The organism is Amphibiibacter pelophylacis, assembly GCF_037688875.1.
Classification (GTDB): domain Bacteria; phylum Pseudomonadota; class Gammaproteobacteria; order Burkholderiales; family Burkholderiaceae_C; genus Amphibiibacter; species Amphibiibacter pelophylacis.
On sequence record NZ_JAWDIE010000012.1, the window covers coordinates 1 to 16,487 of the forward strand.

General features: G+C 56.2%; 11 protein-coding genes and 1 pseudogene. 8 read left to right on the forward strand and 4 right to left on the reverse strand.

Annotated elements, in window-relative coordinates; translation table 11 throughout:
- The first annotated feature begins 302 nt into the window (after nt 1–302).
- From RV045_RS08740 to RV045_RS08775, 8 genes are all read left to right on the forward strand, one after another.
- Nucleotides 303–1,205 carry an abortive infection family protein gene (locus tag RV045_RS08740; protein WP_423235405.1) on the forward strand — a complete coding sequence of 301 codons (903 nt, stop codon included), beginning with the start codon at nt 303–305 and terminating at the stop codon, nt 1,203–1,205.
- Between the two features lie 162 nt (nt 1,206–1,367).
- On the forward strand, nt 1,368–2,186 hold the full coding sequence (locus tag RV045_RS08745) for a hypothetical protein (RefSeq protein WP_423235406.1): 819 nt from the start codon (nt 1,368–1,370) through the stop codon (nt 2,184–2,186).
- Between the two features lie 245 nt (nt 2,187–2,431).
- Entirely contained in the window at nt 2,432–2,695 is a 264-nt protein-coding gene (locus RV045_RS08750) for a type II toxin-antitoxin system Phd/YefM family antitoxin (protein WP_423235407.1), read from the forward strand.
- The gene (locus tag RV045_RS08755) at nt 2,692–3,078 is read left to right on the forward strand and encodes a type II toxin-antitoxin system VapC family toxin (protein WP_423235408.1); all 387 of its coding nucleotides are present in this window, start codon (nt 2,692–2,694) and stop codon (nt 3,076–3,078) included. The genes RV045_RS08750 and RV045_RS08755 overlap by 4 nt, the downstream gene beginning before the upstream one ends.
- A gap of 1 nt (nt 3,079) precedes the next feature.
- The gene (locus RV045_RS08760; RefSeq protein ID WP_423235494.1) at nt 3,080–4,507 is read left to right on the forward strand and encodes a class I SAM-dependent DNA methyltransferase; all 1,428 of its coding nucleotides are present in this window, start codon (nt 3,080–3,082) and stop codon (nt 4,505–4,507) included.
- On the forward strand, nt 4,504–6,069 hold the full coding sequence (locus RV045_RS08765; protein ID WP_423235409.1) for a restriction endonuclease subunit S: 1,566 nt from the start codon (nt 4,504–4,506) through the stop codon (nt 6,067–6,069). Before RV045_RS08760 ends, RV045_RS08765 begins: the two co-directional genes overlap by 4 nt.
- On the forward strand, nt 6,059–7,633 hold the full coding sequence (locus tag RV045_RS08770) for an AAA family ATPase (protein WP_423235410.1): 1,575 nt from the start codon (nt 6,059–6,061) through the stop codon (nt 7,631–7,633). The genes RV045_RS08765 and RV045_RS08770 overlap by 11 nt, the downstream gene beginning before the upstream one ends.
- Nucleotides 7,630–8,472, forward strand: a complete 843-nt coding sequence (locus tag RV045_RS08775) for an HNH endonuclease family protein (RefSeq protein WP_423235411.1) — start codon at nt 7,630–7,632, stop codon at nt 8,470–8,472. The genes RV045_RS08770 and RV045_RS08775 overlap by 4 nt, the downstream gene beginning before the upstream one ends.
- Nucleotides 8,473–8,740: 268 nt before the next feature.
- Here RV045_RS08775 and RV045_RS08780 read toward each other — a convergent pair whose 3' ends face one another.
- From RV045_RS08780 to acnB, 4 genes and pseudogenes are all read right to left on the reverse strand, one after another.
- Nucleotides 8,741–9,808, reverse strand: a complete 1,068-nt coding sequence (locus RV045_RS08780) for a PDDEXK nuclease domain-containing protein (protein ID WP_423235412.1) — start codon at nt 9,806–9,808, stop codon at nt 8,741–8,743.
- Nucleotides 9,805–11,007, reverse strand: a pseudogene (locus tag RV045_RS08785) (tyrosine-type recombinase/integrase). Before RV045_RS08785 ends, RV045_RS08780 begins: the two are co-directional and overlap by 4 nt.
- Nucleotides 11,008–11,252: 245 nt before the next feature.
- The gene (katG, locus tag RV045_RS08790) at nt 11,253–13,448 is read right to left on the reverse strand and encodes a catalase/peroxidase HPI (protein WP_423235413.1); all 2,196 of its coding nucleotides are present in this window, start codon (nt 13,446–13,448) and stop codon (nt 11,253–11,255) included.
- A 398-nt stretch (nt 13,449–13,846) separates the two neighbouring features.
- Complete coding sequence (gene acnB / locus RV045_RS08795; RefSeq protein WP_423235414.1) at nt 13,847–16,438, reverse strand: bifunctional aconitate hydratase 2/2-methylisocitrate dehydratase; 2,592 nt, start codon at nt 16,436–16,438, stop codon at nt 13,847–13,849.
- Nucleotides 16,439–16,487 lie beyond the last annotated feature (49 nt).

A 16,487-nucleotide genomic window follows, 5' to 3' on the forward strand; every position in this document is an offset into this window, starting at 1 on the left:
CTAGCTATAAAAGCAGGAGCGCATCTTCAGTTTCAGCAATTCCGCCTCATAATTATTATTAATTTCCGCCATGCCGATGATAAAAATGATATTTTTCTGTATTGTGAATTCATATGCGATAGAAAATGGAAGATGCGAGCGCATATGCAATCTTGACGACGAATGCCTAAAAATTGACAGAAAAATCACTAAGCGCGACAGCCCGTAAGATCTTCCGAAGTTATAAATCCAAGAAGTATCTACCAGCATAGATGCACAGAACCGATCGGCGGATTGGTTTTATATGATATACAAAGGCGCATATGAAAGTTACAGAATTGACACGTCGGGACATCATCGACTCCCTTGCCTCAGAAACAAACAATTGGTCCGGTCGACTTGAAGAACCGGAATTTTTGGGCCGTCTATTTGATCTCCAAAACCTCCCATCAACGGACACCCGATATAAGGATGCTGCAGGCGACATCTGGCAACATCGCGTTAACAATAATGACTGGGAGGATGATTGGGTATTTCTCGACAATCGCTTTAACTTGCTTCGCGGAGACGATGACGCCTTTCTTCGTTTCCTCTGCGAGATGCAGCATCCTGTTGTCCGACCCGATGCCACAGAAGCTGAAAGATTGCGCCAAATGTTCAATCAGTTTCTTTCGAGCGATGGCTTCGAGCTGGCCGAGCGCACGCGCATCTCCGGTCGTCCAGTCTATGCGGGTCGATTCGTTGGCATCGACCAAACACCTGGCATAGCAGCAGTGCGAGAGACGCTTGCGGGAACGGACCCTGGCTATGTGAGCCAACAGATCACACGCATGGAGTCCTCAGTCAACAATGATCCGGGTCTTGCCATCGGCACGGCCAAAGAGTTGGTCGAGACATGCTGCAAGACAATCCTGACTGCGTGCAACGTTGAGTTTTCGAAAAGCGCAGATCTTCCAGAGCTTGTCAAACTCACTGCAAAAGTACTTGATTTAACACCTTCGGATATCTCTGAGCAGGCAAAAGCCAGCGAAACGATCAAACGATTGCTGAGTAATCTTGCCAGCATTACGCAGGGTGTGGCAGAGCTCCGAAATCATTACGGGACAGGTCATGGAAAGCCAGCGGGATCCAAAGGCCTTCAACCTCGTAATGCCAGACTGGCAGTCGGAGCGGCTTCAACGCTGGCTGTTTTTCTAGCAGAGACTCACAACGAACGCATTTCATAGCGTACATGTCCATCTCACATAAAAAGAACAAAAGGTGCTTAAGTCAGACCACGTTCGGCAAATAAAGTCATTTGGTATAGGGCCGTAGCTGCATAACAAGGAGCCGGTCGCGGCAATGGAAGCCGAAGGTCGATCTCAAAATAAATAAGGGAATAGAAAGTAATGAAAGTCCATCCATTTACTCGCCCCACCATTGTTGCTGCAGTCGAATTCCTCGCGGAAATGCTGTCTCAGGCCAAGTTCGATCAACTCGCGGTGCGGCTAGGGTTGGACGACGAAATTCCCCAAGGGTCGGCAAAGAGCGTAACCGCAAAGAGCGCCTTGCTAGCGCGGATGGTCAACCAACGCGCGACACAGACTGTCAGAACCTTAGACGGGCCTGTGACTCTGGCCGAAGCTGCGGTACGCGAGGCCGTTAGAGTGACCGTGCCGCAATACGCGAAAGCCGAGCAGGAGCGTTTTATACGAGGCCTGGCGCTCGACGGCTATGTTGTCTCTTGGGATGAGGACACACGAATGCCATTGCTGCGCGCAGCATTACCTAGCGAAGTGAATCTTCCTACGACCGATGACGAAGTTCACCAACTGTTAAAGCATTTTGGATTTATCGTACCGTTGGGACATCTGGATCAGGCAATCGACGCGCACGCACGCGGGGACTGGGCAGCCGCGAACAGTCAGATTCGCACGTTCCTGGAAGGCTTGCTCAGCGAGATTGCCTTGCACATTGATCCGCAGAAGGCCGCTACGCTGGCTTCGAGCGAAAACCGCCGCGCCTGGCTGGCGGCGCGTGGCTTCCTGTCCAGCAGTAGGAACGAATGGACCAACGATGGGAAGAGCTATTTGAACGGTTTGTTCAAAATGCTTCATACCGATGGCTCGCATCCTGGCCTCTCGGACGAAGACCACAGCACGTTCCGGCTGCACGTCGGTCTCATCACCGGCAGAGCCTTACTTCGCCGCCTTAACAATGGCCGCTGAACAGCATCCATCTCATTACAACGAAGCAGCAGCGATGGGCCGTAATTGCTCATTTGCATAGATGACATGCACTCACCGCACTGGCGATCCGAGCCTTCGGTAAAGAGTTGTGAGCAAAAAAGACTACAGGTCTCTACCGTCACTTGCGTGAGTGTGCATGCCGCGCCCTAGTTGAGGTGGTCCAACATATAGTCTAAAATTCGAACAAAAAATGGACCGCTTTTTAGTCCGTAACGGAGTGTCTGATGCATATATCGGTGACAGAGGCAAAAGGTCAACTGACCGAACTAGTCAGGCGGGCGGAATCAGGAAACGAGGTCATCTTGACTAGACATGGTCAGGAGGTCGTCCGTCTCGTACCAATTAGAGTACGGCCTGATCGGAGGTCACGCAAAGCTCTGCTTGAGTCAGTCCGCGCTGCCGCAGCCTTGAGCGCTGCCACTAGGCAGGTAGCCGCTCGCGTTCGAAATCAAGACTTCCTGTATGGTACTTCGGAGGTGCCGACGTGATCGCAGTTGATACATCGGCTTTAATGGCGATCGTACTCAACGAGCCAGAGGCTGACCTATGTGCAGCTGTACTGGAAATAGAGGACGATGTCTTGATTTCCGCAGGCACAGTCGCCGAGGCCCTAATAATGGCCGAAAAATGGAATGTTAGTGCGGAGATGTCGCAGCTACTTGATGGACTAGGCTTTCAGTTCATTAGCGTGACATCTGCAACTGCACGCCGTGTAGCGGATGTTTATACCCAATGGGGCAGAGGCTCCCATCCCGCAAAATTGAATTTTGGCGACTGCTTTTCTTATGATGTGGCGAAAGAAAACGGATGCCCTCTGCTGTTTGTGGGCCATGGTTTTAGCCATACCGACATAAGAAGTGCAATTGGATGATATGGCAAATATGAATCAACAAAACAGTGCAGTCCAAAAGATTTGGAACCTCTGCAATATCCTGCGTGGTGACGGCGTAAGCTACCATCAGTATATTGCCGAATTAACTTACTTGCTCTTTCTCAAGATTGCAGAAAAAAATAAGACAGAACGGTTAATCCCAGAGGGATATAGGTGGGCTGACTTAGTTAACTACTCTGGCGACGACCTCTTGACTCGCTACAGAGATATCCTGACGTTTCTCGGCGGTCACGCTAATGAAAAGCGAGTTCGAGAGATCTACGCATTTCCAACGACAGTTTTCTCACATAGCGAAAATCTTCGCGCCGTCATTACTGGGATAAACAAGCTTGACTGGAGCGCCATCTCGTCAGACATGATGGGGGATATTTATGAAGGCCTGATTGCGAAAAACTCGCAAGATGCCCGGTCTGGTGCTGGCCAATATTTCACTCCTCGCGCCCTGATTGATTCTATCGTTCGAGTTACTAAACCCAGCCTGGGCGAGCTCATTCAAGATCCAGCGACCGGCAGCGGTGGCTTTCTTGTAGCGGCCAATCAATTTGCAAAAGAGCAAAACAGTACACACGCATTCGCAAAGAATCCCCCTCGATTTAATGGCATGGAAATTGAGAAAGGAACGTACCGCATATGCCTGATGAACGCGTTTCTTCATAATTTAGATCTTAACCTGATCCTAGGTGACGCACTAACCGTAGACGCTAAAGAACTCGGCACAGTAGATGTGATACTTGCTAATCCGCCGTTCGGAGGCCGCGCAGGTAGTGCAAGGAAGCAGCGGAAAGACCTGCCATTTCCTACTGCAAATAAGCAGTTAGCTTTTCTGCAACACATCTACCTTGGATTAAAACCAGGTGGCCGCGCTGCTGTCGTTCTCCCGGATAACGTACTGTTTGAGGATGGGGTCGGCCGCAAAATTCGGCAAGATCTTCTTGAACGTTGCAACTTACATACTATCCTGCGCTTACCCACGGGTATCTTTTACGCTCAAGGCGTGATGACAAATGTTCTCTTTTTCTCTCGAGGGAAGACTGACAGCGGCAACACTAAATCTGTGTGGATCTATGATATGCGAACGGGCATTCCTGCATTTAGCCGCAAGCGACCTCTGGCCTTGGAGGACTTCGCCGATTTCGAAGCCTGTTTCGGCGCAGATGAGTACGGCAAGGCCAAACGCAAGGATCTTGGCATAAGCGGTAGATTCCGAAAATTTACTCGACGCGAGATTACCGACCGTCATGATAATTTAGACATTATTTGGCTGCGCGACGACTCCGGCACATCTGAAGACTCTAGCACGGACCCGTCGGAACTTGCAGCACGTATCTCACTACTTCTTAAAGGAGCTGTCGAGCAAATAGATTTGATTAGTGATCAACTCATTTCAGATGAAGGTGAGTCTCTGTGAGTTCATTTCCAGAACATTGGGTGAAGGCACCGATCGGCAATGTTTGCAAACTAGTAAATGGGCGCGCCTTCAAACTTTCGGAGTGGTCCGATCACGGCTTGCCAATTATCCGAATTCAGAATCTGAATAATCCCAAGGCTGCCTACAACTATTTCAATGGAGCGATCGAAGATCGCCATCGCGTTGAAAACGGAGATTTGCTCTTTGCTTGGTCAGGAACCCCTGGCACTTCCTTTGGGGCCCATATCTGGGAGCAAGGCCCGGCAGTCTTAAATCAACATATCTTCAAAGTAATTTTCAATCGTGACTTGGTTGATTCTACGTTTCTAAGATTTGCAATTAACGACACTTTAGATGAGTTAATAGCTCAGGCGCATGGTGGAGTTGGTCTTCGCCACATCACAAAGGGAAAGCTTGAGGCCACCGAGATCAGCTTGCCGCCTCTTGAAGAGCAACGTCGAATAGCGACTGCCTTAAGAGTTCACCTAGCTCGCATTTCTAGCATCAGAAGTGACCTGCGGGATGCAAGAGATCTGGGCTCAAAATACAAGGATTCTATTTTAGATGCAGCTTTTGGGGAGACTGATCGCAACAAACCCTCCGCAGAGTTTACGCTACTTTCGGATTTCGTCGACGAGGGCCCAACAAATGGCTGGTCGCCAAAGACAGGTCCGGATGCAACGGGGGCATTGTCACTCAAGCTCACGGCTACCACATCGGGTTACCTTCGCCTTGACGAGGCCGCTGTTAAGCGCCTCTATGAAAGGCCTGAAGAGGACTCCAGGTATTGGCTGAAACCGGGGGATCTCCTCGTCCAACGTGCAAATGCGATGGAGCATCTCGGGGCTGCGGCAATCTACGACGGACCTCCTCTTACATACGTTTATCCGGACTTGATGATGCGGCTGCGCATTTCGGACAGCAACCGATGTCGCTATCTATGGCGGTATCTTAATTCAGGCGCAGCCAAACGCTTTCTTCGTAGTCGGGCTACCGGAACCGCAGGAAATATGCCGAAAATCAATGGTGAGACCCTAAGAAGCTTGCCGATCCCCCTTCCAGCCGGCGGAAATTTCGCAGAAGTAGTTGATCGTATCGAACGCAACTTCGCGGATATGGACAGTGTGCTTCAAGCTACTGAAAGCTCAGCATCAGCGCTTAGCCTTTTGGAAAAAGCAATCCTTCAGCAAGCGCTTTGCGGAAAGCTAGGCACAGCGGACAAAGCCGATGGCTCAGCGGCAGACCTACTGTTAGAAATTCAGAATTCCTCGGTCAGTGACAGTGCCCTAGCTAAATCATCAAATTCTCGATTGGCTTCAGGAAACTCTCTGAGAAAGGCAAAGGAGATAGACATGGCGAGTAGAGTTAGGGCCGACGTCGCAGCAGATCATTTAAGGGTGACTCTTATCGGCATGGGCGGCGCGACATCACCTCGCGATCTCTGGAGAAAAAGTGAAATGACGATCGACGAATTCTACAAGCAGCTACGCCAAGAAATGGGAGATGGCTGCATCCTTGCAGGCGCGGGACAAGATGAATTGGTGATACCAGATGCGTCTTGATCTATTAAAAATTAGCAAATTCAAGAATCTATCCGACATTGAAATAAACTTCGATGAAGGGGAGCTTTCCACTGTTCTCATCGGAGAGAATGGTACTGGAAAGTCGAACGTGATTGAGGCTCTAGTCACCATTTTTCGCGACCTCGATCTGAATGACAACACACCATTCGCATATTGGCTAGGATACAGCTGTCACGGGCACAGAATAGAAATTGATAACAATTTCATCGCTCCAGCCTTGTCTATGACGGTCGATGGAAATCAAGTTTCGCGAAGCGCTTTTTACGACAGCCGAGCAAAGTATTTGCCAACGAATGTGTTCGGATACTACTCCGGATCTAGTCGGAGACTTGAGCAGCTATTTGATAAGCATCAACTTCGATACTACAGAAAGGTAATATCACCAAAATCCAAGTCTACCGACATTAAAGATGTCAACTTGAGACGCCTATTCTATTGTCGGCCTGCATATGGGCAGCTAGCACTCCTAAGCTACTTCGCCTTCAAGTCTGACTCGGCAAAATCATTCCTTAAGAAGCATATGGGAATTATAGGATTTGACAGTGCCCTGATTGTTTTACGAAAGCCGCGCTGGGCTGAACGTACAACCAAGAAAAGGGCTGCCGGTCACCTCGAGAATTTCTGGGATTCCTCGGGTCTCGTTCGCGGACTGCTAGAAAAGCTCAGGGCTAGCGCACTTGCACCGTTTGCGGATCAGAACCGGGAGCAGGATGACTACCGAGCAAAGCCTGCCAATGAGGAGCAAATTTATCTATTCATCAAAGATGTGAATGACCTTAACGATATCGCGAGATCGTTTGAGGACGAGCGAACCTTCTTCGCACTTTTAGAGACACTCGATATCTCAGACCTCATTCGTGAGGTTCGCATTTGGGTTGAGAAGGAAAATGTGGATGGCGAGATCCCCTTTCACGAAATCAGCGATGGGGAGAAGCAGCTATTAAGCGTCTTGGGTCTTATGAGATTTACGAGCCAAGACGAAAGCCTATTTCTTCTGGACGAGCCTGATACACATTTGAATCCAAATTGGAAGTGGGACTACCTGCACTTGGTGAAGGATGTTGCGCAGCGAGGAGAGAGCCACATAATCCTTACGAGCCATGACCCGCTGACAATTGGGAGCCTGATGGCATCTCAAGTTCAGATAATGTCTCGATCGAACGATGGAAATGTCATGATCCAGCCACCTGAGATTAATCCCCGAGGCCTAGGGTTTACAAGCATACTTACCCAAATTTTCGGACTTCCAACGACCCTCGATCCAGACACACAGTCACTGCTAGACGAGCGAAACGAGATGATTCGCATCGTTGCACGGACTCCAGCGCAAGATATTCGCCTGATTGAGCTAAATGAGAGGCTAAAGCATCTAGGGTTTGTCATTGAGGACCGGGAGCCAGAATACGAACTGTTCTTGCGAGCAATGACGGAGATAAAGCAAGCAGATCGCTCTGCTCTTACTCCGGAAATGATCGCACAGAAAAATGATGTCGCGAAACAGATGCTAGCCAAGATTATGACTCCCAAGGAGTCTCGCGAGTGATCTACATTTTTCAAGACGAATCCAAGCTTCCGGAAGCGTGGCTCACGAAAGTTGCAGCCTTTAAGGTTGCATTAGACGGCCTTCAAACACCCGAAGAGCGAAAAGCATATATTGAAGGCAAGCAAACGGTATGGGGCGAGATCAAGAACGTCCTCTTGGAGATGTCACGCGGCAAGTGCTGGTACTCAGAAGCTCCGGACGCAGTTTCAGATTGGCACGTCGATCATTTTCGGCCTAAATCACGGTCTCTAGATGCCGATCGCACTATACATGCCGGCTATGATTGGCTGGCGTTCGATTGGAGAAATTATAGAATAGCTGGCAGCTATTCTAATTCGCCTCACAAGGACGATAGTGGCACTACCCGGGGGAAATGGGATTATTTCCCTCTAGCTCCTGGTACGTTCAGGGCTTCGCGAGATGACCGCGACATAACCAAAGAGACTGTGCTTCTCCTTGACCCTACCAAGAAGACCGATCCAAAGCTGATGACGTTCGATGAGGAAGGGCTTCCGATACCTTCAGATCCGAACAACGCCATTATTCGCAAACGCGTCGAGACAACGATTCATTATCTGTATTTAGATAGCCCCCGTTTGGTAGCAGCGAGAAAAAGGAAGTGGCGTGAGATCAATGATTGGATCGAGACTTATCGAGATGTTTGCCCGGCTACGATTGACGAATGCACCCCGGCGGACTATATCCGTCTCGAGAACTTGATCGATCGGCTTCAATCGCTTTCTGGGCCTGATGCAGCCTTTGCCGCAACGGCTCGAGCGTGCTTAAAAGCGAACGCCTTGGAGCAGTTCCTCCAGCTTGTGGAGGAGTCACCGGCGTAGAGCTCCCTGTCGGGTTGCGCCGCCACAGCCCCCGCATGGATGGGCCAGGACAAAGTCACATGGATCGCTCAGAGGCCCGTAGGCACCAAAAGCATCATGGGCCCGAGGCTCCAGTCTCGCTCGGCAAATGACGCTGTTTCAGCCCGTGTCAACGAATTAGGCCGAAGGCGCCTGGAATCACAGCGCCGAATGGCTGTGATTCGGCGCGAAGAACGGGGCGTAGTCCGCGAGCCCGACGGCTATACGCCGGAACGCACGAATTCAGTTGTCAGGACTTCTCGCCAGACTGTCGCTGCTCGATCTGCAACAGCGCCCGCTCGGTCGCCTGCTGAAGCTTCTCGCCCAGCATAGCACGCGGCGGCAAGTTGGTCAGGTACTCGGCCACGTGGATACCTGATTTATCCAGTTCCAACAACTCGATCTGCTCACGCTTCTTGCCAGTGCAAAGAATGATCCCCAGCGGCGAGGCTTCCTCTGGCTCTCGCTCGTGCTTGTCCAGCCAGCGCAAGTAAAGCTCCATCTGTCCCTTGTAGGCTGCCTTGAACTCACCGATCTTCAATTCCACCGCCACCAGCCGCCGCAGCTTGCGGTTGTAGAACAGCAGGTCAAGGTGAAAATCCTCATCGTCGATCTGGATGCGCTTCTGCCGGGCGACGAAGCAGAAGCCCGCGCCCAGCTCCAGCAGGAAGGCTTCCATTTCGCGGATGATGGCCGCCTCCAGGTCACTTTCCTGCCAGCTATCCTGCAGTCCCAGAAAGTCGAGGATGTACGGGTCGCGCATCACCAGCGCCGGTGTCATGCGCTGCGCATTGCGCAGTGCCGCCAACTCCTGCGCGATGGTTTCCTCCGGCTTTTGAGATAGCGCCGTGCGTTCGTACAGCATCGAGTCGATGCGCTCGCGCAGCGTTCGCACACTCCAGCGTTCGGCACCTGCCATTTGCGCGTCGTAGTCCCGCTTAAGCGGCTCCTTGAGCGTCAGCAGCAGCACAAAATGCGACCAGCTCAATTGTCGCGACAGTGTCGCGACAATTAGTTCTTCGGGGAACGTGGCGGCGAACTTAACCATCCGGCGCAGATTCTTCTCCCCAAAGCCGCGCCCATAGTCGCGGGCAAGCTGCTCGGCCAGGGTCGGCAGGATTTCTTCGCCGTACCCGGCCCGTTGCCCAGCCAGTACCTCCGTATAGATGCGCTGGCCTATGCGCCAGAACAGCAGGGTCAGTTCGGCATTGACCGTTGAGGCAACGCGCTGCCTCGATGCCTCGATCAGTGCCCGAATGTCACCCAGTAGCGCCTTTGGCGTTGCTGGTGAAGAGTTGGCAACCCTGCGTCTGCTCATGCTGTCACCTCCGCAGGCGATTGCTTGGCACCGGTGATCGCTTTGCGTCGGTTCGCCACCAGCTCGGCGGCCTCCCGCACGGGCTTGTCTTCGGTGTGGACATATCGCATGAACATCGCCACGGTCTTGTGCGCCGTAAGCGCCATACCGACCTTCACCGGGATGCCAGAATTGGCAATGTCCGTCGCCGAACGGTGACGGATGCCGTGCGTGCCCACATGCGTCACGCCTGCAGCTTTGAGAGTGCGGCTCCACCCGTTGTAATACTCGCCGTCGGTCAAATGCCGATCAGGGTGACGCGGAGACGGTAATACATGGGGCGTCGTAGCATTGCGGGCGGCGGTTGAAAGAAGCCGATAGGCTTCTTCGCTCATGGGCTTGGACATACCGCCTGTCTTGCTGTCAGGCCACACCACCCGCCGGTTTTTCAGATCAATCCAATCCCATTGGAGTGAGACGATCTCAGAAAGGCGAGCGGCAAACTCGAATTGCAGGCGGATGGCCAACGGGATCACAGCCTACTCTAGGCCTTCCGCCTCCAACTGGTCAAGGTAGCGGAACAACTTGCCCATTTCCTCGTCGCTGATGAGGTGAGTCGCCTTGCCGTTCGGGTACATAGGCACATGGCGGCACGGGTTGGTGCCGTCAGGACGATAGCCCCATACCTCGGCCAAGTTGAACATCTTGCGCATCACGCTGAACGTGCGGTTCGCATCAGCGGGCTTGTGCGCCATCTTCTTCATCATCGAAGCCACGTCAGGCCGCTTCAGATCCTGTACCTTCATGCGGCCAAGCATCGGGATGATGTTGCGATCAATGACGCTCTGGTAGCCTTCTTGCGTGCTCGGCTTGTTGCGCTGGCTGGAGTAGTCCTCCATGAACTTGGTGCACAGTTCCTTGACCGTGGGTGCCAGACGCGCTGCAGCCTTCTCTGCAGCAGGGTCGCCACCTCGGCGCACTTGCGCCAGCCACTCCTGCGCCAGCGACCGAGCCTGTTCGACGGTCAGTTCCCCGTACAGACCCAGGGCAGGTTTGCGTCGCTCTCCGGCGTTCGTGCGGTACTCGAGCATGAACACCTTGCGGCCTGCCGGGGTGATCTTGCACAGGAAGCCAGGAACCAGGGTATCGCGCAGTTCGACTGGCTGCGCCTGGGCTTGTGCCGCATCGACTGCGGACTTGGTGAGTTTGATTTTCGCCATGATGACTCCTCGGAAGACCCGATTTCCAGGAGCCTGTTGGGAGCCAAGCGGGTGGAAGCCGGGTCAAGTTTCAGAAAGCACCGGCATATGATGAATCCGCCTAAGTTATTGATAAAACTGCTGCATCATGCTGCGGCGTAGTCCAGCGAAGTTCGGTGCTGGAGTCATGGTGAAATAAAAAAAGCCCAGCACAAGGCCGGGCTTTGAAAACCCGGCCTGCCACAGCCGGGTGGGGTAACAGCGATTTACGCGCGGGCGTCGAATTGATCCAGGTTCATCACCTTGGTCCACGCGGCGACGAAGTCGCGCACAAACTTGGCCTGGTTGTCGCTCTGGGCGTAGACCTCGGCCAGAGCGCGCAGCTGCGAGTTCGAGCCAAAAGCCAGATCCACGCGGCTGGCCGTCCAGCGCACGGCACCCGTCTTGCGGTCGCGGCCTTCGTAGGCGTTGTCGCCGGTGGGCTTCCACGCCGTGGACATGTCCACCAGGTTGACGAAGAAGTCCGGCGTGAGCTGGCCCACACGCTGGGTGAACACACCGGCGGTGCTGCCACCGTGGTTGGCCCCCAGCACGCGCAGACCACCGACCAGCACTGTCATTTCGGGCGCGGACAGCGTCAGCAGCTGGGCCTTGTCCAGCAGCATTTCTTCGGGCGAAACGCTGTAGGCCTTCTTGCGGTAGTTGCGGAAGCCGTCGGCGACCGGTTCCAGCACGGCGAAGGATTCAGCGTCGGTCTGCTCCTGCGTGGCATCGCCACGGCCCGGGGTGAAGGGCACTTCGATGCTGTGACCGGCGGCTTTGGCGGCCTGCTCGATGCCCACGCCACCCGCCAGAACGATCAGGTCAGCGATGGAGACCTTTTTCGCGCCGCTGTTGAAGGCCTTCTGCACGCCTTCCAGCGCCGACAGCACCTTGGCGAGCTGGGCGGGCTGGTTGGCCTCCCAATCCTTCTGCGGGGCCAGACGCACGCGGGCACCGTTGGCGCCGCCGCGCTTGTCGCTGCCGCGGAAGGTCGAGGCCGAGGCCCAGGCCGCGCCCACCAGTTCGGACACCGACAGACCCAGGGCTGCGATGCTGGCCTTCAGACCGGCCACGTCAGCGGCGGTGATGGTCGAGCGCGATGCGGCCGGGATCGGGTCCTGCCAGATCAGGTCTTCGGCCGGAACTTCCGGGCCCAGGTAGAGCGATTTCGGCCCCATGTCGCGGTGCGTCAGCTTGAACCAGGCGCGGGCGTAGGCGTCAGCGAACTCTTCCGGGTTGGCCAGGAAGTGGCGGGCGATTTTCTCGTAGGCCGGATCGAACTTCAGCGACAGGTCCGCCGTGGTCATGTGCGGCGGGAACTTCTTGCTGGGATCGTGCGCGTCGGGGATCATGTCCTCGGGCTCCACGTTCTTGGCGCGCCACTGGATGGCACCGGCTGCGGTGGTCATCTGCTCATACTCGTACTTGAACAGCACTTTCAGGTAGCCCATGTCCCAGGTGGTGGGGTTGGGTTTCCAGGCGCCTTCAAAGCCGCTGGTCGTGGTGTCGCCGCCCTTGCCGGTGCCGTGCTTGTTGATCCAGCCCAGGCCCATTTCCTCGATGGGCGCGCCTTCCGGCTCGGGGCCGACCAGGGCTGCATCGCCCGCGCCGTGCATCTTGCCAAAGGTGTGGCCCCCGGCGACCAGTGCGACGGTTTCGTAGTCGTTCATGGCCATGCGGGCGAAGGTTTCGCGCACATCGCGGCCCGACAGCACCGGGTCGGGGTTGCCGTCCGGGCCCTGCGGGTTGACGTAGATCAGGCCCATCTGCACGGCGGCCAGCGGCGTTTCCAGTTCGCGGTCGCCGCTGTAGCGGCTGTTGGCCTTGTCGCTGGTGGCCAGCCATTCGGTTTCAGCCCCCCAGTACACGTCTTCTTCCGGGGCCCAGATGTCAGCGCGGCCGCCACCAAAACCGAAGGTCTTGAAGCCCATGGTTTCCATGGCCACGTTGCCGGCCAGGATGAACAGATCCGCCCAGGAGATGGCGTTGCCGTACTTCTCTTTCAGAGGCCACAGCAGACGGCGGGCCTTGTCCAGGTTGCCGTTGTCGGGCCAGGAGTTCAGGGGTGCAAAGCGCTGGTTGCCGGTGCTGGCGCCGCCCCGGCCGTCGGCCGTGCGGTAAGTGCCTGCCGAGTGCCAGGCCATGCGGATGAACAGGCCGCCGTAGTGGCCCCAGTCGGCCGGCCACCAGTCCTGCGACTGCGTCATCAGGGCGGCCATGTCTTTCTTCAGCGCGGCGTAGTCCAGCTTCTTGAAGGCTTCGGCGTAATCAAAATCCGGGTCCATGGGGCTGGACACGGGCTGGTGCTGGTGCAGGATGGCCAGGTTCAGCTGGTTGGGCCACCAGTCGGCGTTCGAGCGGGTGCCGTGGGTGGCACGGGCGCCACCGGCTTCATGGAAAGGGCATTTGGATTCACTCATGAGGGGATCTCCTGTCTGGGTCTGGATCTGCCTAAGGGCAGGCGAGGTGCGGGCACTGAATCACCCGCGCAGACCAAGATTACCCTCTTGCACAGAGGGGTGTCCAGTCCTTTAATAAAGACCCTCTATCGCACTAGTAAATTCGATTGAAAATTTATTGGTTGAGAGGATTCTCTCCATGCAGCCGCAGCCGGTACTGCGCGGCCAGATTGGCCACTGCCGGGGTCAGTTCGACACAGCGGAATTGCACCAGCGCCAGCGCGTAACGCCTGGCCACCGCGGACTGACCCGCTTATGACGGGCCAGTCCTGGCGCGCCCTTCAGGGTCATCTCAGGTAAAAACGGCCCCGAAGGGCCGTTTCCGTATCAACCGCCTGCCACTCAGGGCACTCAGGCCATCAGGCCGTCACGCCTTTGGCCACGTCCGCATACTCTTCGATCTGGTCGAAGTTCATGTAGCGGTAGACGCTGGCTTTGTCGGCGTCGATCACGCCCATTTCCTTGAGGTATTCCTCGCGGGTGGGCAGTTTGCCGATGCGCGAGGCAATGGCAGCCAGCTCGGCGGAACCCAGGAACACATTGGTGTTCTTGCCCAAGCGGTTGGGGAAGTTGCGCGTGCTGGTGGAAATGACCGTCGCGCCTTCGCGCACCTGAGCCTGATTGCCCATGCACAGGCTGCAGCCCGGCATTTCGGTGCGCGCACCGGCGGTGCCAAAGGCGGCGTAATGGCCTTCCTTGATCAGCTCGGACTGGTCCATCTTGGTCGGCGGCGCGACCCACAGCTTGACCGGGATATCGCGCTGGCCGCCCAGCAGCTTGGCGGCGGCACGGAAGTGGCCGATATTGGTCATGCACGAACCGATAAAGGCCTCGTCGATCTTGGTGCCCGCGACTTCGGACAGGAACCTGGCGTCGTCCGGATCGTTGGGGCAGCAGACGATGGGCTCCTTGATATCAGCCAGATCAATCTCGATCACGGCGGCGTATTCGGCGTTCTTGTCGGCTTCCAGCAGGCTGGGGTGGGCCAGCCAGGCCTCGACCTTCTCGATGCGGCGCTGCAGCGTGCGCTTGTCCTCGTAACCTTCAGCGATCATGTTCTTCATCAGCACGACGTTGCTGGTCAGATACTCCTGGATCGGCGCGGGATTCAGCTTGATCGTGCAGCCGGCCGCCGAGCGCTCAGCGCTGGCGTCGGACAGCTCGAACGCCTGCTCCACCTTCAGATCAGGCAGACCCTCGATTTCCAGGATGCGGCCCGAGAAGATGTTCTTCTTGCCTGCCTTGGCCACAGTCAGCAGTCCGGCCTTGATGGCATAGAGCGGAATCGCGTGGACCAGATCGCGCAGGGTCACGCCCGGCTGCATCTCGCCCTTGAAGCGCACCAGCACCGATTCGGGCATGTCCAGCGGCATCACGCCCGTGGCCGCACCAAAGGCGACCAGGCCAGAACCTGCGGGGAAGCTGATGCCGATGGGGAAGCGCGTGTGGCTGTCGCCGCCCGTGCCCACGGTGTCGGGCAGCAGCAGGCGGTTGAGCCAGCTGTGGATCACACCGTCGCCCGGGCGCAGGCTGACGCCGCCGCGGTCGCTGATGAAATGCGGCAGTTCGCGGTGGGTTTTGACATCGACCGGCTTGGGGTAGGCGGCGGTGTGGCAGAAGGACTGCATCACCAGATCCGCCGAAAAACCGAGGCAGGCCAGGTCTTTGAGTTCGTCGCGCGTCATAGGGCCGGTGGTGTCCTGGCTGCCCACGGTGGTCATGCGCGGCTCGCAGTAAGTGCCGGGGCGCACGCCCTGGCCTTCCGGCAGGCCGACGGCGCGGCCGACCATTTTCTGCGCCAGCGTGAAACCGGCTTTCGTTGCGGCGGGCACGCTGGGCAGGCGGAACAGGGTGCTGGCGGGCAGACCCAGGAACTCGCGCGCTTTGGCGGTCAGGCCCCGGCCGATGATCAGGTTGATGCGGCCACCGGCGCGCACTTCGTCGAAGAGCACATCGCTTTTCAGCTTGAACTCGGCGACTGTTTCGCCGTTCTTGACCAGCTTGCCGTCGTAGGGCATGACGTCGATCACGTCGCCCATTTCCAGCTGGCCGACGTCAACTTCAATGGGCAGCGAGCCCGAATCTTCCTGCGTGTTGAAGAAAATCGGGGCGATCTTGCCGCCCAGCGTCACGCCACCAAAGCGCTTGTTGGGCACGAAGGGGATGTCCTGGCCGGTGGCCCAGATGACGCTGTTGGTGGCCGACTTGCGGCTGGAGCCCGTGCCGACCACGTCGCCCACGTAGGCGACCAGGTGGCCTTTTTTCTTCAGGTCTTCGATGAACTGCATGGGACCGCGCTTGCCGTCTTCTTCGGGCTTGAAGGCCGCGCCGTCGCGCGTGTTCTTCAGCATGGCCAGGTAATGCAGGGGGATGTCCGGGCGGCTCCAGGCGTCGGGCGCCGGGGAGAGGTCGTCGGTGTTGGTCTCGCCGGGCACCTTGAAGACGGTGACGGTGATGGTTTTGGGCACTTCGGGGCGGGTGGTGAACCACTCGGCGTCGGCCCAGCTCTGCATGACTTCTTTCGCCTTGGCATTGCCCGCCTTGGCTTTTTCGGCGACATCGTTGAAGAAGTCGAACATCAGCAGGGTTTTCTTGAGGCCTTCAGCGGCCACGGCGGCGACTTCGGCGTCGTCCAGCAGCTCGATCAGGGGGTGGACGTTGTAGCCACCCACCATGGTGCCCAGCAGTTCGGTGGCCTTGGCTTTGGAGATCAGACCGACTTTGAGGTCGCCATGCGCCACCGCCGCCAGGAAGCTGGCCTTGACCTTGGCCGCGTCGTCCACGCCGGGCGGGACACGGTGGGTCAGCAGGTCGAGCAGGAAGGCGTCTTCCCCGGCGGGCGGGTTCTTGATCAGTTCGATCAGTTCGGCGACCTGCTTCGCGTCGAGCGGCAGCGGCGGGATGCCCAGGGCGGCGCGTTCGGCTTCATGTTGGCGGTAGGCTTGCAGCATGGCGGAAATCCTTGTGGTAGGGAGTTCGTCAGAAAGCGCCGGGTTCTCC